Annotated in this window: 15 protein-coding genes; 6 read left to right on the top strand and 9 right to left on the bottom strand. The window is 67.8% G+C overall.

Annotated features, from left to right (window positions below):
* Nucleotides 1-22: 22 nt before the first annotated feature.
* From VNJ48_RS01120 to VNJ48_RS01110, 3 genes are read right to left on the bottom strand one after another with little or no spacing between them, the layout of a single operon-like run.
* The gene (locus VNJ48_RS01120) at nucleotides 23-799 is read right to left on the bottom strand and encodes a succinate dehydrogenase/fumarate reductase iron-sulfur subunit (protein WP_325598239.1); all 777 of its coding nucleotides are present in this window, start codon (nucleotides 797-799) and stop codon (nucleotides 23-25) included.
* Nucleotides 800-801: 2 nt separating this feature from the next.
* On the bottom strand, nucleotides 802-2,715 hold the full coding sequence (locus VNJ48_RS01115) for a fumarate reductase/succinate dehydrogenase flavoprotein subunit (protein WP_325598237.1): 1,914 nt from the start codon (nucleotides 2,713-2,715) through the stop codon (nucleotides 802-804).
* On the bottom strand, nucleotides 2,715-3,488 hold the full coding sequence (locus VNJ48_RS01110; RefSeq protein ID WP_325598235.1) for a hypothetical protein: 774 nt from the start codon (nucleotides 3,486-3,488) through the stop codon (nucleotides 2,715-2,717). The genes VNJ48_RS01115 and VNJ48_RS01110 overlap by 1 nt, the downstream gene beginning before the upstream one ends.
* Before the next feature lie 143 nt (nucleotides 3,489-3,631).
* Here VNJ48_RS01110 and VNJ48_RS01105 point away from each other — a divergent pair, with 143 nt between their 5' ends.
* The 3 genes from VNJ48_RS01105 (at nucleotide 3,632) to VNJ48_RS01095 (ending at nucleotide 7,144) form a co-directional block, all read left to right on the top strand.
* The gene (locus VNJ48_RS01105) at nucleotides 3,632-4,333 is read left to right on the top strand and encodes a succinate dehydrogenase cytochrome b subunit (RefSeq protein WP_325598233.1); all 702 of its coding nucleotides are present in this window, start codon (nucleotides 3,632-3,634) and stop codon (nucleotides 4,331-4,333) included.
* A 73-nt stretch (nucleotides 4,334-4,406) separates the two neighbouring features.
* Complete coding sequence (locus VNJ48_RS01100) at nucleotides 4,407-6,386, top strand: fumarate reductase/succinate dehydrogenase flavoprotein subunit (RefSeq protein ID WP_325598374.1); 1,980 nt, start codon at nucleotides 4,407-4,409, stop codon at nucleotides 6,384-6,386.
* A gap of 14 nt (nucleotides 6,387-6,400) precedes the next feature.
* Nucleotides 6,401-7,144: a succinate dehydrogenase/fumarate reductase iron-sulfur subunit gene (locus tag VNJ48_RS01095; RefSeq protein ID WP_325598372.1), complete on the top strand. Its 744-nt coding sequence runs from the start codon at nucleotides 6,401-6,403 to the stop codon at nucleotides 7,142-7,144.
* 127 nt (nucleotides 7,145-7,271) lie between these two features.
* Here VNJ48_RS01095 and VNJ48_RS01090 read toward each other — a convergent pair whose 3' ends face one another.
* The 3 genes from VNJ48_RS01090 to VNJ48_RS01080 form a co-directional block, all read right to left on the bottom strand.
* Nucleotides 7,272-8,252, bottom strand: coding sequence for a hypothetical protein (locus tag VNJ48_RS01090; RefSeq protein WP_325598231.1), 981 nt, complete (start codon nucleotides 8,250-8,252; stop codon nucleotides 7,272-7,274).
* Nucleotides 8,253-8,434: 182 nt separating this feature from the next.
* Nucleotides 8,435-9,490, bottom strand: a complete 1,056-nt coding sequence (locus VNJ48_RS01085) for a YihY/virulence factor BrkB family protein (RefSeq protein WP_325598230.1) — start codon at nucleotides 9,488-9,490, stop codon at nucleotides 8,435-8,437.
* A gap of 15 nt (nucleotides 9,491-9,505) precedes the next feature.
* Nucleotides 9,506-10,024: a 2'-5' RNA ligase family protein gene (locus VNJ48_RS01080; RefSeq protein ID WP_325598228.1), complete on the bottom strand. Its 519-nt coding sequence runs from the start codon at nucleotides 10,022-10,024 to the stop codon at nucleotides 9,506-9,508.
* Between the two features lie 74 nt (nucleotides 10,025-10,098).
* Here VNJ48_RS01080 and trpS point away from each other — a divergent pair, with 74 nt between their 5' ends.
* Nucleotides 10,099-11,148: a tryptophan--tRNA ligase gene (gene trpS, locus VNJ48_RS01075; RefSeq protein WP_325598226.1), complete on the top strand. Its 1,050-nt coding sequence runs from the start codon at nucleotides 10,099-10,101 to the stop codon at nucleotides 11,146-11,148.
* A 129-nt stretch (nucleotides 11,149-11,277) separates the two neighbouring features.
* Nucleotides 11,278-12,507, top strand: coding sequence for a lipase family protein (locus VNJ48_RS01070; RefSeq protein ID WP_325598224.1), 1,230 nt, complete (start codon nucleotides 11,278-11,280; stop codon nucleotides 12,505-12,507).
* Between the two features lie 27 nt (nucleotides 12,508-12,534).
* Here the strand turns inward: VNJ48_RS01070 and VNJ48_RS01065 are convergent, their stop codons facing one another.
* Together VNJ48_RS01065 and VNJ48_RS01060 are read right to left on the bottom strand one after the other, a co-directional pair.
* On the bottom strand, nucleotides 12,535-12,705 hold the full coding sequence (locus VNJ48_RS01065; protein WP_325598222.1) for a hypothetical protein: 171 nt from the start codon (nucleotides 12,703-12,705) through the stop codon (nucleotides 12,535-12,537).
* A gap of 45 nt (nucleotides 12,706-12,750) precedes the next feature.
* Nucleotides 12,751-13,992 carry an MFS transporter gene (locus VNJ48_RS01060; protein WP_325598220.1) on the bottom strand — a complete coding sequence of 414 codons (1,242 nt, stop codon included), beginning with the start codon at nucleotides 13,990-13,992 and terminating at the stop codon, nucleotides 12,751-12,753.
* 93 nt (nucleotides 13,993-14,085) lie between these two features.
* On the opposite strand from VNJ48_RS01060, the gene VNJ48_RS01055 reads away from it, so the two are divergent.
* Entirely contained in the window at nucleotides 14,086-14,526 is a 441-nt protein-coding gene (locus VNJ48_RS01055) for a DUF3592 domain-containing protein (RefSeq protein ID WP_325598218.1), read from the top strand.
* A gap of 7 nt (nucleotides 14,527-14,533) precedes the next feature.
* Here VNJ48_RS01055 and VNJ48_RS01050 read toward each other — a convergent pair whose 3' ends face one another.
* Complete coding sequence (locus tag VNJ48_RS01050; protein ID WP_325598216.1) at nucleotides 14,534-16,744, bottom strand: NADP-dependent isocitrate dehydrogenase; 2,211 nt, start codon at nucleotides 16,742-16,744, stop codon at nucleotides 14,534-14,536.
* Between the last annotated feature and the right edge of the window lie 56 nt (nucleotides 16,745-16,800).

Raw genomic sequence — 16,800 nt, 5'->3', positions numbered from 1 at the left:
GACGCCTCGAAGCTACGCCCGATCAGACCTCGGTGCGACCCTCGTAGTCCTTGCTCCGCAGCCCGATCTTGTTGCCGAGCCATACGAGCGGGTCGTACTTGCGGTCCGCCACGCGCTCCTTCATCGGAATGATCGCGTTGTCGGTGATCTGGATGTTCTCGGGACACACCTCCGTGCAGCACTTGGTGATGTTGCACATCCCCAGGCCCGCTGCGCCCTGGGCGAGCTCGCGACGGTCGTGGGTGTCCAGCGGATGCATGTCGAGCTCGGCGTAGCGCAGGAAGAACCGCGGCCCGGCGAAGGCGGGCTTGTTGTCCTCGTGGTCGCGCACGACGTGGCAGGTGTTCTGGCACAGGAAGCACTCGATGCACTTGCGGAACTCCTGGCCGCGCTCCACGTCGATCTGCGCCATCCGACGCTTGCCGTCGGCGTCTCGTGGACCCAGCGCGATGCCGGGCAGCTCCTTGGCCTTCTCGTAGTTGTACGAGACGTCCGTGACGAGGTCGCGGATCACCGGGAACGTCCGCATCGGCGTCACGGTGATGGTCTCGGACTCGTCGAAGTCGGAGAGGCGGGTCATGCACAGCAGCCGCGGCCGTCCGTTGATCTCAGCACTGCACGAGCCGCACTTGCCGGCCTTGCAGTTCCACCGGATCGCGAGGTCGCCGGTTTGGGTGGCCTGCAAGCGGTGGAGTGCGTCGAGGACGACCTCACCCTCGGAGACCTCGACGGTGTAGTCGGCCAGGTCACCGCCGTCGACGTCGCCGCGCCATACGCGCATCTTCAGGTCGTACCCCATGGTTACTTCCCCTCCTTGCTGGCTGCGGGACTCTCGGCGGACGCGGGCTCGAAGTACTTCCTGAGCTCCACGGGCATCTCGGGCAGCGGCTGCTCCCGCAGGACCACGCCCTGCCCGCTGTCGTCGGTCGACACGACGAGGTTCTTCTTGCCCCAGACGTCGTCGTTCGGACCCGGAAAGTCGTCCCGGGTGTGCCCGCCACGCGACTCCTCGCGGGCGAGCGCGGCCTTGGCGATGGCCTCGCTCACGATGAGCATGTTGCGCAGGTCGAGGGCCAGGTGCCAGCCGGGGTTGTACTGGCGGTGCCCCTCGACGACCATCGTCTCCGCGCGCTTCCTGAGTGCCTCGATCTTGCTCAGCGACTCCTCCAGCTCGGAGGCGGTGCGGATGATCCCGACCAGGTCGTTCATCGACTGCTGGAGGTCGGACTGGATCGTGTAGGGGTTCTCACCGCCCTCCACCTCGAACGGCGCCAAGGCACTGACCTGGGCCGCCTTCACGTCCGCCTCGTCGACCTTGGGACGCGCGTCGCCGAGGGACTCGGCGTAGGCAGTGGCGGCCTCGCCCGCCCTCTTGCCGAACACCAGCAGGTCGCCCAGCGAGTTGCCACCGAGCCGGTTGGACCCGTGCATGCCGCCGGAGCACTCGCCGACGGCGTACAAGCCCGTCACGGCGCTCTCCTGGGTGTCCGCGTCGACCTCGACGCCACCCATCACGTAGTGGCAGGTGGGGCCGATCTCCATCGGCTCCGCGGTGATGTCGACGTCCGCCAGCTCCTTGAACTGGTGGTACATGGACGGCAGCCGCTTGCGGATGAACTCGGGCGAGCGCCGCGATGCGATGTCGAGGTAGATGCCGCCGTGGGGCGTGCCGCGACCGGCCTTGATCTCGGAGTTGATGGCGCGCGCCACCTCGTCACGAGGCAGCAGCTCCGGTGGTCGGCGGTTGTTCAACTTGTCGTCGTACCACCGGTCGGCCTCCGCCTCGGTGTCAGCGGTCTCGCTCTTGAAGTACTCCGGGATGTAGTCGAACATGAACCGCTTGCCCTCGGAGTTCTTCAGGATGCCGCCATCGCCGCGGACCGACTCGGTGACGAGCAGGCCCTTCACCGACGGTGGCCAGACCATGCCGGTGGGGTGGAACTGGACGAACTCCATGTTGATCAGGTTGGCCCCCGAGCGCATCGCCAGGGCATGGCCGTCACCCGTGTATTCCCAGGAGTTGCTGGTGACCTTGAAGGACTTGCCGATCCCGCCGGTCGCCAGGATCACGCTCGGCGCCTCGAAGGTGATGAACCGTCCCGACTCACGCCAGTAGCCGAAGGCCCCGGAGACTTTCGCGTCCCCGGCGCTCTTGTCGAGGAGCAGGTCGGTGATCGTGCATTCCATGAAGACGTCGATGCCGAGGTGTACGGCGCGCTGCTGCAGCGTGCGGATCATCTCGAGCCCGGTGCGGTCGCCGACGTGGGCGAGCCGGGCGTACTTGTGGCCGCCGAAGTCGCGCTGGCTGATCAGCCCGTCCTCGGTCCGGTCGAAGAGGGCACCCCAGTCCTCGAGCTCCTGGACCCGCTCGGGCGCCTCCTGCGCGTGCAGCTGGGCCATCCGCCAGTTGTTGAGCATCTTCCCGCCGCGCATCGTGTCGCGGAAGTGGACCTCCCAGTTGTCCTCCGGCCAGCGGTTGCCCATCGCCGCGGCGATGCCGCCCTCGGCCATCACGGTGTGCGCCTTTCCGAGCAGCGACTTGCACACGAGCGCAGTGCGGGCGCCGGCGTCCTGTGCGGCGATCGCAGCCCGGAGCCCGGCACCGCCTGCCCCGACGACCACGACGTCGTAGGTGTGCCGCTCCATGCCCCCGGCCGCGGCTCCGGACATCTCGTTGCCGGTCATCGGGTGCCTGGTGGTGGGGTGCTCGGTCATCAGAAGAACCTCAGGTCGTTGATCGTGCCCGTGGCGAGCAGGAAGATGTACAGGTCGACCACGACGATGGAGAACAGGGAGTACCACGCATACCTCGCGTGGTGGGCGTTCAGCTTCGAGACCCACGTCCACAGCTTGTAGCGCACCGGGTGCTTGGAGAAGTGCCGCAGGCGGCCGCCGACGGCGTGCCGGCAGGAGTGGCACGACAGCGTGTAGAGCCAGATGAACACCACGTTGATGAGCATCAGCAGGGTGCCCAGGCCCATGTGCCCCCACTCGTGGTCCGCGTTGCGGAACGCCAGCACGACGTCGAAGGTCAGGATGAGGCCGATCAGCACGGCGGCGTACCAGAACCAGCGGTGGAGGTTCTGGATGATGAGCGGGAATCGTGACTCGCCCGAGTAGGACTTGTGCGGTTCGGCGACCGCGCACGCCGGCGGTGAGAGCCAGAACGCCCGGTAGTAGGCCTTGCGGTAGTAGTAGCAGGTCATCCGGAAGCCGAGCGGGAAGATCAGCACGATGAGGGCCGCCGAGAACGGGAAGCCCTTGAACGGCTGGCCGAAGTCCGACGATCCCTCGACGCAGTCACCCAGGCACGGCGAGTAGAACGGCGAGAGGTACGGCGAGGCGTAGTAGTCGCGACCCATGAACGCCCGGATCGAGGCGTAGATGACGAAGGCCGTGAAGACCAGGAACGTCATCAGCGGCGCGAGCCACCAGCGGTCGTTGCGCAGGGTGCGCGCCTCGATGCTGGCACGCGTGGGTCCGGTCACGCCGGTTGTTCCGGTATTTGTCAGGGCCACAGTCGCTGCTCCTCAGGGTGGACAACGCGACAGACTATGGCTTGTGTCACACCCAAGGGGAAGAGGACGCGCCCACGGCGGTCTCATCGTGACCCGCGGGGTACGGTTCGAATGTGTCAACCACGTCTCTGGTCAAAGGGGCGCGCGCCTCGCGCTCGACCATCGCCCTCAAGCTTCTGATGGCCGTTTCCGGCCTCGTGTTCATCGGCTACGTGCTGCTGCACATGTACGGAAACCTCAAGGCCTTCGCCGGCCACGACGCCTTCAACGAATACGCCGAGCACATCCGCGAGATCGGTGAGCCGATCCTTCCCCACGAGGGTGCGCTCTGGATCATCCGGGTCGTGCTGCTCCTGGCGCTCGTCGTGCACGTCTACGCCGCGATGGCGCTGTGGCGCCGCGCCCGCCAGGCCCGCACGACGCCATACGTCGTGAAGAAGAGCACGGGCGCCAACTTCGCCAGTCGGATGATGCGCTGGGGCGGCGTCGCGCTGTTGCTGTTCATCATCTGGCACCTGCTGAACTTCACCGTCGGCAAGGTCAACGTCACCGGTGGTGCGACCAACGACCCCTACAACCTGATGGTGGACTCGTTCAGCACCTGGTGGCTCACGCTGATCTACCTCGCGGCGATGCTGGCCCTGGGCGCACACCTGCACCACGGCGTCTGGAGCGCTGCCCAGACCCTCGGCCTCACCGGCACTGCGGCTGCGCGATTGAGGTGGAAGCGGATCGCCTTCGTCACCGCGCTGATCATCTCGGTCGGCTTCTCGCTCGTGCCGATCGCCGTCCTCGCCGGCGTCATCTCGAAGTAAGGGACGTTCCATGGCCTACGAAATGCCCGACACCACGACGCACGCCGATCCCTCGAAGGACTCTCCGGCGGACATGACCGACGACGCCGTCGGTTACTACACCCCCGGCGAGCCCCTCGTCGACACGAAGGCACCGGAGGGGCCGATTGCCGGCCGCTGGCAGGACCGCAAGTTCGAGGCGCGGCTGGTCAACCCGTCCAACCGCCGCAAGCTCTCGGTGATCATCGTCGGCACCGGCCTGGCGGGCGCCTCCGCGGCCGCGACCTTGGGCGAGGCCGGCTACAACGTCAAGTCCTTCTGCTACCAGGACTCCCCGCGCCGGGCGCACTCGATCGCCGCGCAGGGCGGCATCAACGCCGCCAAGAACTACAAGGAGGACGGCGACTCGGTCCACCGTCTCTTCTACGACACGGTCAAGGGCGGCGACTACCGCTCCCGCGAGTCCAACGTCTATCGCCTGGCCGAGGTCAGCACCCACATCATCGACCAGTGCGTCGCGCAGGGTGTCCCCTTCGCTCGTGAGTACGGCGGGCTGCTGGACAACCGTTCCTTCGGTGGCGTCCAGGTCTCCCGCACGTTCTACGCCCGCGGCCAGACCGGCCAGCAGCTCCTCATAGGCGCCTATCAGGCCCTTGAGCGCCAGGTGGCGGCCGGGACCGTCGAGACGTTCACGCGGCACGAGATGCTGGAGCTGATCGTCGTCGGCGAGGGCGAGGGTCGCCGTGCACGCGGCATCATCGCCCGCGACATGGTCACCGGCGCAGTGGAGACGCACCTGGCAGATGTCGTGGTTCTCGCCAGCGGCGGCTACGGCAACGTCTTCTACCTCTCGACCAACGCCATGGGCTGCAACGTCACCGCTGCTTGGCGCGCGCACCGCAAGGGCGCCTACATGGCCAACCCCTGCTACACCCAGATCCACCCGACCTGCATCCCGGTGTCCGGCGCCCACCAGTCCAAGCTGACGTTGATGAGCGAGTCGCTGCGCAACGACGGCCGCATCTGGGTGCCCAAGAACGAGGCCGACTGCGACAAGGACCCGCGCGAGATCCCCGAGGAGGACCGCGACTACTACCTCGAGCGGATCTACCCTTCCTTCGGCAACCTCGTCCCCCGCGACATCGCCTCGCGCGCAGCCAAGAACGTGTGCGACGAGGGCCGCGGCGTCGGGCCGGCGGTCGAGGGCGTGCGCCGCGGTGTCTACCTCGACTTCGCCGCCGCCATCGAGCGACTCGGCCGCGACGGCATCGAGGAGAAGTACGACAACCTCCTCGACATGTACGAGCGGATCACGGGCGAGAACCCCTACGAGGTGCCGATGCGCATCTACCCGGCCGTGCACTACGTCATGGGCGGCGTGTGGGTCGACTACGACCTGATGTCCACCATCCCCGGGCTGTTCGTGACCGGTGAGGCCAACTTCTCCGACCACGGCGCGAACCGCCTGGGAGCCTCAGCCTTGATGCAGGGCCTGGCTGACGGCTACTTCGTGCTGCCGCACACCATCCGCGACTACCTCGCCGACGGGCCTTTCGAGACGATCGACGAGTCGCACCCGGCCGTGGTCGAGGCCCGCGCGTCGGTCCAACAGCGGATCCAGCACTTCCTCGACGTCAAGGGCACCCGCAGCGTCGACTCCTACCACCGCGAGCTCGGCAACATCATGTGGGAGTACTGCGGCATGGAGCGGACCGAGGACGGCCTGAAGAAGGCCATCGACCTCATCCGGACGCTCAAGGACGACTTCTGGCGCAACGTCAAGGTGCTCGGCACCAACGAGTCGCTCAACCAGTCGCTCGAGAAGGCCGGCCGGGTGGCCGACTTCATCGAGCTGGGCGAGCTGATGTGCATCGACGCGCTCAACCGTCGCGAGTCCTGCGGTGGCCACTTCCGGACCGAGTCGCAGACCGAGGACAACGAGGCGCTGCGCCACGACGACCTCTTCGCGTACGTCGCAGCGTGGGAGTTCGCCGGTGACGGCGAGCCCCCGGTCCTGCACAAGGAAGACCTCACCTACACGGCCATCGAGATGAAGCAGCGGAGCTACAAGTGAGCAGCAACGACAACATGAGCCTGACGCTCAAGATCTGGCGCCAGCCGGACGCGGCGTCGGCCGGCGCGATGCACACCTACCAGCTCGACGACGTGTCCCCGGACATGTCCTTCCTCGAGATGCTCGACGTGCTCAACGAGCAGCTCAACGCCAAGGACGAAGACCCGATCGCCTTCGACTCGGACTGTCGCGAGGGCATCTGCGGCCAGTGCGGGCTGATGATCAACGGAGACGCGCACGGTCCTGAGGTCACCACGACCTGCCAGCTGCACATGCGTTCGTTCGTCGACGGCGAGACCATCACCATCGAGCCCTGGCGCGCCAACGCCTTCCCGGTGCTCAAGGACCTCATCGTCGACCGCAGCGCCTTCGACCGGATCATCCAGCAGGGCGGCTTCATCTCGGTCAACACCGGCTCCGCCCCCGAGGCCCACTCGGTGCCCGTCCCCCGTGACGATGCGCAGCGCGCCTTCAACGTCGCCACCTGCATCGGCTGCGGCGCGTGTGTCGCCGCCTGCCCGAACGGCTCGGCCTCGCTCTTCATGGGCGCGAAGATCACCCACCTCGGTGAGCTCCCCCAGGGTCAGCCCGAGCGCGACTCCCGCGTCGTCAACATGGTGGCCCAGCACGACCACGAGGGCTTCGGCGGCTGCACGAACATCGGCATGTGCACGGCCGCCTGCCCCAAGGAGATCCCGCTCGACGTGATCTCGCAGCTCAACAAGGACCTTCGCACGGCCATGCGGCACGGCCACTGAGTTCGGCTTCCCAGCCGGCCGCGGGAGGTGCGTGAGCCACATTGGGTGGATGTCGAAGGTGGCTCACGCACCTCCCCGGCGCCAGCCCCGGGCTGACTCGGCGGCAGACGGTGACAGGGCCACATTTTCACGCTGCAGAATGTGGCTCACGCACCGCCGTAGCGCGAGCACGTGAGCGTGCAACGTCGGACAGTCTTCGAAACAGCGTCGTCCAGCATTCCCCGAAGTCCGGACCGGGCCCTGAGTAGCCCGCCTGGACCAGCGCCCGGTGGACCGACGTCACCGCCAGGCGCGGCGTCCGCAGTCGCTCCTTGGTGATCTGCAGGTAGGAGATCTGCATCGTTCGGAACACGAGGTAGCGATCGATGTCGGCGACGTACTGCTGACGCTCCTGCTGATGGTGGCTCCCTTCGTACTCGACGGCCTGCCGGAGCGCGGCGTACCAGAGGTCGGGGATCACGATCCGGCCGTCGGGGGCACGAAGCTCCGGGTTGACGTCCGGATTGGGCAACCCACTGAACCGGATGAGGGTGAGAAGCTCCGCCTCTGGCAGCGACCGACAACGTCTGTCGAGGTGCTCGCTCACCCATCGCGCCTCCGTGCAGCCGTTCCGCCACGGTTGCGCGGAGACGAGTGCCGCAAGCGCTGCCCCCGACATCCGGCCGAGATGGAGCAGCATGCTGCCCACCTTGATGGCGTCGACGGCGCGCGCGTCGACGCAGTACGCGACGAACGCCGCCTCTGCGCTGACGCCGAGCTCGTCCGCTGCTGGCATCGCGACGGTGCGGTGCAGGAAGACGCCCGAGATCCTCACGTGATGATCGGCGGCCACGACGAAGTGGAGGGGCAACCGAGATCCGTAGTCGAGGCCGAGCTCCTGCAGTCGGGTGATCCCCGTGGTGCGCGCCGCGTCAGGCAATGCGATCCGCGCCGCAGCGACTCGGTCGGCGAAGGTCATCTCGTGGCTGCGGTGTCGGTAGACCGCGTCATGGAGACGGACGAACTGAGCTCCTTCCAACACTCGCGCCGAGATGCCGGCCTCGAGCGCCTCGGCGCGGGCAAAGGGTCTGCGACGGAACTTCTCGGGTACGTCGAACACGGACGACATCTCGCCACACCTCGTCTCCCCGCGGTCAGCACGTCGCCGTACGACTGTGGAGACCACGGCCGGCCGGGCGTCTGTGGACGTTCTCCGGTCCAACTGCCACCACCAGCAGAGGTATCAAAGCCACATTCGCTAACCAGGAAATGTGACTCACACACCGCCAGGCTCGGACCCGGCGGACCGCGTCAGAGCCTCTTGCGGCGGAGTATGGCGACGAGCGCGAGCATCGCCGCGGCGCCGGCCGCGAACGCGCCCGTGGGGGACATGCCCGGTGGTGCCGAGGCGACGTCAGGGTTGTGCTCAACAGCCTGCCGCAGGTCGATTCGCGGCCCCTGCACGGGCTCGTCGGTGTCGACCGGCTCGGCGACACGTGCGGCGGGATGGGTGTGGGCCCAGCTGGCCGCGTAGACGATCACGCGGGAGAAGTAGTTGATCCACACGACCAGGACGAGCGCGATCCCGAAGGCCTGGAAGGCGGGCTGGTTCTCGGTGAGTGCCAGCAGGTAGCGGGACGCCTGCTTGAGGAGCTCGAAGCCGATGGCTCCGACGAACGCCCCCGACCACAGCGCCTTGGCGGGCGCGTCGGGGTCGCCGAGGAGCCGGAAGAACGCGAAGAACAGCAACGTGTTGGTGGCGATGCCGATCAGGACGGCCAGGATCCACACGAGCGGCTCGAGCCCGAGGCCCAGCCCCAACCACTCCAGGATGGTGGTCGAGAGCGTGGTGACGACTGTCGAGACCCCGACGCTCACCATCAGGATCACGCCCAGGGCGCCCAGCGCCATCAGGTCGTGCAGCTTGCCTGAGAAGAAGCTGGGCCGCTCGCGCTCCGGCTGCTCGAAGACGGTCAGCAGGGCGGTGCGCATGCCCGACAACCAGCCGAGACCGGCGTACAGGACCGTCACCAACCCGATGCTGAAGATCCCCGGGGCCGCATCCTCGATGTCGTCCAGCTTCACCTGGCCGTCCTTCGGCCCGACGATCCCGGGAAGCACGGCGTCGATCGCCTTGACGAGGTCACGCTGCGCCTCGGGATAGACCGTCGAGACATAGCCGATGATCGCGAAGGAGAGCGCGAGGACCGGGAAGAACGACAAGAACGCGAAGTACGTGACCGCGCCGGCCTGCAGGCTGCCGTTGACCTTGCCGTAGTGCTCGACCGTGCGGACGATGTGGTCCACGAGAGGGCGGTGCTCACGCACCTCGTGGACGCGCTTCTTGAGATTGTCGATCAGCTTCATGCAGAGCTCCCGGACTCAGGCGGTCGGCTGCAGCGCGAATTCCCGCGTCGCCTGCCAGCCGGCGTCGGTGTCGTGGACGTAGAGCGAGAACGCGTCGGCCGAGAACGCGCACTCGAAGTCGGCGAGCTCGGTGAAGGCCTGGTCGAGCTGGGCGTCCGCGAGGTGGTGCGCGATGGTGACGTGCGGGTGGTAGGGGAAGTGGAGGTCGACGGCCAGCGGTCCTCGGCGTACGGCGGCGGCCAGCATCTCGCACTTGGAGATGCCTTCGGCCAGCGTCACGAAGACGACCGGCGAGACGGGCCGGAAGGTGCCCGTCCCCCGCAGGTGGATCCGGAACACGTCCATCTGCGCTGCGACCTGTGCCAGGTGCGCCTCGACGTCGTCGAGCTGGGAGTCATCCACCTCGACCGGAGGGATCAGGGTGATGTGCGTCGGGATCTGCGGGGCTGTGAGGTCGCCGACGGAGGTCCGGTAGTCCTGGAGCTCAGTCGCCCAGGGCTCGGGGATCGCCACGGCAACTCCGATGGTCGGCACTCGGGAGACCCTACCCAAGTGCTTGCCCCAACTGGTTCGCGGAGCCCGGCGGGCGGTTTGTAGGATCCCTCCTCGTGACCGACTCCTACCAGGCAGCCCTGGCGCGCAGCGCCGCGATCGAGCAGCGCCTGGACGACGATCCGGGCAGCCTGCGGATGCTGACGGGCGACCGGCCCACCGGCGCGCTGCACATCGGGCACTACTTCGGCTCGATCCAGAACCGCGTCAAGCTGCAACAGAGCGGCGCGGAGATCTGGCAGCTGATCGCCGACTACCAGGTGATCACCGACCGCGACATGCTCGGTGACATCCAGGGCAGCGTCCGCAACCTGACGATCGACAACATCGCGGCCGGCCTCGATCCCGACCGGGCGACGATCTTCACCCACTCGGCCGTGCCGGCCCTCAACCAGCTGCTGCTGCCGTTCCTGAGCCTGGTCAGCGTGGCCGAGCTGCAGCGCAACCCCACCGTCAAGGACGAGGCGAAGAGCGCCGGCATCACCAGCATCGGCGGGTTGCTGCTCACCTACCCGGTCCACCAGGCCGCCGACATCCTCTTCTGCAAGGCCGACGTCGTGCCCGTCGGTCGCGACCAGCTCCCCCACCTGGAGCAGACCCGCGTCGTGGCGCGCCGGTTCAACGAGCGGTACGGCGCCACGTTCCCCGAGCCGGACGCGCTGCTCTCCGACGCACCGCTCATCCTGGGCCTCGACGGCACCAAGATGAGCAAGTCCAAGGGCAACGTCATCGAGCTCCGGATGACCGCCGACGAGACGGCCAAGAAGCTCAAGGGCGCCAAGACCGACAGCGACCGGGTCATCACCTACGACCCGGCGGCCCGGCCCGAGGTCGCCAACCTGCTGCTGCTCATCTCCCTGTGCGAGGGCGTGGCCCCCGAGCAGGTCGCCGACGAGATCGGCGACGGCGGTGGCGGCACCCTGAAGAAGCGGCTGGCCGACGCCATCAACACCGAGCTCGCTCCCCTGCGCGCTCGGCGGCTCGAGCTCGAGCAGGACACGTCCTACGTCTCGGACATCCTGCGCCGCGGCAACGAGCGAGCAGGCGAGGTCGCCGAACGCACCCTCGACGAGGTCCGAGAGCGCATGGGCATGGTCTACACCTGAGACCCGAGTCGTTCTACGCGCCAGTAACTTTTCTCAGCTCACCTCTGGCGCTGTGAGGTAACTCACCAGTAACATCGCCCAACCGGGAGGGCCGGTCACGGGGGCAGTTGCTTGGGAGGGCACAGATCCATGACTCGAACGCGCGCACTTGCAGCATCCATCGCGACGTTGGTGGCCTCGGCCATCGTCGTCGTGGCAGCACCTACGGCGAACGCCGTGGTCATCGAACCGCCACGGCCGGCCTTCTACGAGGCACCGGCCACCCTGCCGGCAGCCAACGGCGCGGTCATCCGGACCGAGCCGATGACCTTCCTGCTCGACCCACTCAACGCCACCAGCCTGGTGACCAACGCCAAGAGGGTGCTGTACAAGACCACCAACCGCGCCGGCAGAGCGATCGCAGTCTCCGGGGTCGTGATGGTCCCCAAGACGGCCTGGATCGGTGTCGGCAGCCGCCCAGTGATCGGCTTTGCCGCAGGCACCCAGGGCATGGGTGACCGGTGCGCACCCTCGCGCCAGTACAGCGAGGGCCTCGAGTACGAAGGCATCGCCATCCAGGGACTTCTCAATCGCGGGTACGCCGTCGCCGTCACCGACTACGAGGGCCTCGGCACGGCGGGCATCCACACCTACATGGACCGCGTCTCCCAGGGCCGGGCCGTGCTCGACGTCATCCGCGCCGCCCAGCAGATCGCGGGCACCGGCCTGTCGGTCAACAGCCCGGTGGGCATCCAGGGCTACTCGCAAGGTGGCGGCGCGGCCGCTTCGGCGGCGGAGCTCGCGGCGACGTACGCCCCCGAGCTCCGGGTCAAGGGCGTTGCCGTCGGTGCCGTCCCGGCCGACCTGGCCGCCGTGGCGACGAAGCTCGACGGGAGCCTCTACTCGGCCTTCGCGTTCTTCGCCCTGCGCGGGATCTCGGCCAGCTACGGCACGGACCTGACGCCCTACCTCAACGCGAAGGGCGTGGAGACCATGACCACGGTCGAGCAGGACTGTGTCTTCGACCTGTTCGGCCATGCCTTCGTGAAGTCCTCGACGCTGAGCTACAACGGCAAGCCGATGTCGGACCTGATCGCGCTGCCGCAGTTCGCCACGATGATCGCCGAGCAGAGGATCGGCACCATCAAGCCGGCCATGCCGGTGTTCGTGAGCCACTCGACCTTCGACGACGTCATCCCCTACTCCGCGGGCAAGGGAATGGCGAAGTCATGGTGCAGCAAGGGCGCCAACGTGCGGTTCTCCCCCACGCTGATCCCCACGCACGTCGGCGGCTACGTGCCCTTCGGAGTCGAGGCGGCGCTGTTCTTCGAGGCGCGCTTCGCCGGGCTCTCCCAGTGGAGCAACTGCTGGGCGATCTGAGGTCACGAGCACGTCGCCTGGACCGCCTCATGCGGTCCAGGCGACACTCTCGATGACGTGGTCCGCCCAGGGGTTGAGGCCGACGAGCTCGCGACGGCGGGTGAGAAGCTCGACGACGTCGCTGGTCCGCCGGTCGCGGAGCTGGCGGCGCCAGGCGGGGCCAGCGTCTTCGAGGTATGAGTTCGGGTCCGTGTTCATGCCTGCAGCCTGCTCGACGCGTGCTAACGAGGCGTTGACTGCGCGTTAAACCGAGGCGCCAGTTCGGGCCGATTGCGTTGAGGGCGTGTTACGTCGGTGGACGACCGCCGAGAGCACCACCACCAGGAACCCCAGCACGCTCAGCGCGACACCGACCAGCGCGGGCGCGCGATAGCCCAGGCCCGCAGCGATCACGAGCCCGCCGAGCCAGGCACCGAGCGCGTTGGCGACATTGAGCGACGCGTGGTTCATGGCAGCGCCGAGGGCCTGCGCGTCCCCGGCGACGTCCATCAGCCGCAGCTGGAGGTTGACCACCAGCACCGAGCCCAGCGCCGTGATGAGGAAGACCACCGGGAGCGCGAGCCAGCCGGCAGGGGCAGCGAGCCAGAAGAGGACCAGCGTCAGGCCGAGGCCTGCCGAGCCGATCAGCAGCGAGCCGAAGATCGACCAGTCCGCCATGACCCCCGCCACCCAGGTCCCGGCGACCATGCCGAGCCCGAAGGACAGCAGGAAGACCGGCACCGCCGACTCCCCCAGCCCCCCGACCTCGGTCACGGTGGGAGCGATGTAGGTGTAGACGGCGAACATCCCGCCGAAGCCGATCGCCCCGGCGACCAGGGTCAACCAGACCTGGGGCAGCGCGAAGGCGGTCAGCTCGCGTCGGCCGCTCGCCTGCCCGTCGCCGGGACAGCTGGGCACGAAGGCCAGCACGAGAGCGAGGGTGACCACGCCGAGAACGGTCACGACCCAGAAGGCCGACCGCCACCCGAAGTTCTGTCCGAGCCACGTCCCTGCCGGGACACCGACCACGTTGGCCACGCTCAGCCCGAGCATCACAGCCGCGACGGCACGTCCCCTACGCCCCGGAGTGGCCATGCTCGCCGCCAGCAGCGAGGCCACACCGAAGTAGGCACCATGAGGCAGGCCGGCGGCGAACCGTGCGGCCATCAGTGCGGCGTACGACGTCGCGAGCGCACTCGCCGCGTTGCCCACGGCGAAGGCGACCATCAGTGCCACCAGCAGCGCGCGCCGAGGCAGCCGCGCGCCGAGGAACGCCAGCACGGGGGCCCCGACGACCACGCCGAGCGCGTACGCCGAGATCACGTGTCCGCCGGTGGGGATGGAGACGTCGACACCCCGCGAGATCTGCGGCAACAGCCCCATGGTGACGAACTCGGTGGTGCCGATCGCGAAGCCGCCCATCGCCAGGGCGGCGACGGCCAGCCCGAAGTGTCGGGCGCGGACGACCGGGGCGTCGTCGAGGTCGAGGTGGTCAGCGGTCGTCATGGGCACTTCATTCTGCAAGGCGGTCACGACCGGGCCTATTCCCCGAATCCACCATCCCCGATCCGTTGGTCCCCGATCCCCTAGGCTCCCTGCGTGACCGCCTTCCTCTTGATCATCTTCGGCCTGGTGTTGATCGCCGTGGCAGCGTCCCAGGTCCGCAGCATGATGAGGTCGAGCGAGCGGCAGAAGACCTGGTTCCGCACCACCGCGAAGGTCTTGCGGGTCCATACTGAGTCACGTAGGAGCGGCGACGACTCGCTAGTGACCATCCTGGTCGGCACCTACGAGTACTACGACCGCAACGAGCAGGTGCGCACCGGCTCCGGAGACCTCGGCAGCCAGGGAGTGGCGGTCGACGGCTCATCGCAGGTCATCGACATCCTCGTCGACCCCTCCGATCCCACCCAGTCGCAGATCCTCCGCCCCACCAGCACCGGGGGCCTCGTGGGCGGAGTCCTCGTCGCCGTCGTTTGCGGCGCCCTCGGACTGGGTCTTCTGATGAACGGGGTCTTCGAGCTCGGGGCCGGTGGCTGACCGGCGCTCAGAGCGAGGCGAGCACCTCGTTGAAGGTGGTGCTGGGACGCATGACCGCGGTGGCCAGCTCGTCGTCGGGCTCGTAGTAGCCGCCCACGTCGGCCGGCTTCCCTTGTACGGCGAGGAGCTCGTCGACGATCTTCTGCTCGTTGTCCCGCAAGGCACCGGCCAGGGCCGCGAACGCGTCCGCCAGCTCGGCGTCCTCCGTCTGCTTGGCGAGCTCCTCGGCCCAGTAGAGCGCGAGGTAGAAGTGCGACCCGCGGTTGTCGATGGTGCCCAGCTTGCGACCCGGCGAGCGGTCCTCGTTGAGGAACGTCTCCGTCGCGCGGTCGAGGGTGTCGCTGAGGATCTTGGCGCGCCGGTTGTCGTCGTACGCCGCAAGGTGCTCGAACGACGCAGCCAGGGCGAAGAACTCCCCGAGGCTGTCCCAGCGCAGGTAGTTCTCCTTGACGAGCTGCTGGACGTGCTTGGGTGCTGACCCACCGGCGCCGGTCTCGAAGAGGCCACCGCCGTTCATGAGCGGGACGATCGAGAGCATCTTGGCGCTGGTGCCCAGCTCGAGGATCGGGAAGAGGTCGGTGTTGTAGTCGCGCAGCACGTTGCCGGTCACCGAGATGGTGTCCTCGCCGCGGCGGATCCGCTCGATCGAGGTCGCGCATGCGTCCGCCGGCTTGGCGATCGTGACGTCGAGGCCGGAGGTGTCGTGCTCCGCGAGGTAGGTGTTGACCTTCTCGATCAGGTTGGCGTCGTGCGCCCGGGACTCGTCCAGCCAGAAGATGGCCGGTGAACCGGTGGCGCGGGCGCGGGTGACGGCCAGCTTGACCCAGTCACGGATCGGCTCGTCCTTGGTCTGGCAGGCGCGCCAGATGTCACCGGGCTCGACGTCGTGCTCGATCAGCACGTCGCCGGCTCCGCTGCGGATCTGCATCTTGCCCGCAGCCGGCGCCTCGAAGGTCTTGTCGTGCGAGCCGTACTCCTCGGCTGCCTTGGCCATCAGTCCCACGTTGGGCACCGAGCCCATGGTCGAGGGGTCGAAGGCGCCGTTGGCACGGCAGTCGTCGATGACGGTCTGGAAGATGCCGGCGTAGGAGGAGTCGGGGATCACGGCCAGGGTGTCGGCCTCTTCGCCGTCGGGGCCCCACATGTGGCCGCTGGTGCGGATCATCGCGGGCATGCTCGCGTCGACGATCACGTCCGAGGGCACGTGCAGGTTGGTGATGCCCTTGTCGGAGTCCACCATCGCCAGGGCGGGGCCGTCGGCGATGCCCTGGGCCACCGCCGACTTGATGGCGTCCCCCTCGGGGAGGGCCGACACGGCGTCGAGCAGGGCGCCCAGCCCGTCGCCCGCGCTGATGCCGGCGGCGGCCAGCTGTTCGCCGTACTGCTCGAAGAGGGTGGGGAGGAAGCTCTGCACCACGTGGCCGAAGATGATCGGGTCGGAGACCTTCATCATCGTCGCCTTGAGGTGGACCGAGAACAAGACGTCCTCGGCCTTGGCCCGGGCGATCTGCTCGGTGAGGAAGCGTCGGAGTGCGGCGACGCTCATGAAGGTGCCGTCCACGACCTCGTCGGCCAGCACGGGGAGGGCGTCCTTGAGGACCGTCTCGGTGCCGTCGGTGGCGACGTGCACGATGCTCAGGGTGTCGTCGGACTCGATGACGACCGACTTCTCGTTGGAGCGGAAGTCGTGGGCGCCCATGGTGGCCACGTTGGTCTTGCTGTCGCTGCTCCACGCACCCATCGAGTGCGGGTGGGACTTGGCGTAGTTCTTGACCGCCCCGGGCGCGCGGCGGTCGGAGTTGCCCTCGCGCAGCACGGGATTGACCGCGGAGCCCTTGACCTTGTCGTACTTCGCGCGGGCGTCCTTGTCCTCGGCCGACTGGGGGTTCTCGGGGTAGTGCGGGAGGTCGTAGCCCTTGCCCTGCAGCTCCTTGATCGCCGCCTTGAGCTGCGGGAGGGAGGCCGAGACGTTGGGCAGCTTGATGATGTTGGCATCGGGCTTGGTCGCCAGCTCGCCGAGCTCGGCGAGGGCGTCGTCGATGCGCTGCTCGGGTGAGAGTCGATCGGGGAACTGGCTGATGATCCGCCCCGCCAGCGAGATGTCGCGCGTCTCGACCTCGACGCCGGCGGTCTTGGCGTAGGTCGCCACGATCGGCAGGAACGAGTAGGTCGCGAGCATGGGTGCTTCGTCGGTGTGGGTGTAGATGATCTTGGCCATGGGTGCGAGACGCTCCTAGACGAGACATGAGTACGGCGCGAGCAAACTAACTTGAC

Source organism: Nocardioides sp. (assembly GCF_035576065.1).
Lineage (GTDB): Bacteria > Actinomycetota > Actinomycetes > Propionibacteriales > Nocardioidaceae > Nocardioides.
Note: the sequence above shows the minus strand (reverse complement) of the source record. Positions and strands in the feature narration are given on the sequence as shown.

Coding starts and splice junctions, on each gene's coding strand:
- VNJ48_RS01120 (WP_325598239.1), bottom strand. CDS start 799: ATGGGGTACGACCTGAAGATGCGCGTATGGCGCGGCGACGTCGACGGC.
- VNJ48_RS01095 (WP_325598372.1), top strand. CDS start 6,401: ATGAGCCTGACGCTCAAGATCTGGCGCCAGCCGGACGCGGCGTCGGCC.
- VNJ48_RS01060 (WP_325598220.1), bottom strand. CDS start 13,992: ATGACGACCGCTGACCACCTCGACCTCGACGACGCCCCGGTCGTCCGC.
- VNJ48_RS01065 (WP_325598222.1), bottom strand. CDS start 12,705: ATGAACACGGACCCGAACTCATACCTCGAAGACGCTGGCCCCGCCTGG.
- VNJ48_RS01050 (WP_325598216.1), bottom strand. CDS start 16,744: ATGGCCAAGATCATCTACACCCACACCGACGAAGCACCCATGCTCGCG.
- VNJ48_RS01090 (WP_325598231.1), bottom strand. CDS start 8,252: ATGTCGTCCGTGTTCGACGTACCCGAGAAGTTCCGTCGCAGACCCTTT.
- VNJ48_RS01070 (WP_325598224.1), top strand. CDS start 11,278: ATGACTCGAACGCGCGCACTTGCAGCATCCATCGCGACGTTGGTGGCC.
- VNJ48_RS01085 (WP_325598230.1), bottom strand. CDS start 9,490: ATGAAGCTGATCGACAATCTCAAGAAGCGCGTCCACGAGGTGCGTGAG.
- VNJ48_RS01100 (WP_325598374.1), top strand. CDS start 4,407: ATGACCGACGACGCCGTCGGTTACTACACCCCCGGCGAGCCCCTCGTC.
- VNJ48_RS01115 (WP_325598237.1), bottom strand. CDS start 2,715: ATGACCGAGCACCCCACCACCAGGCACCCGATGACCGGCAACGAGATG.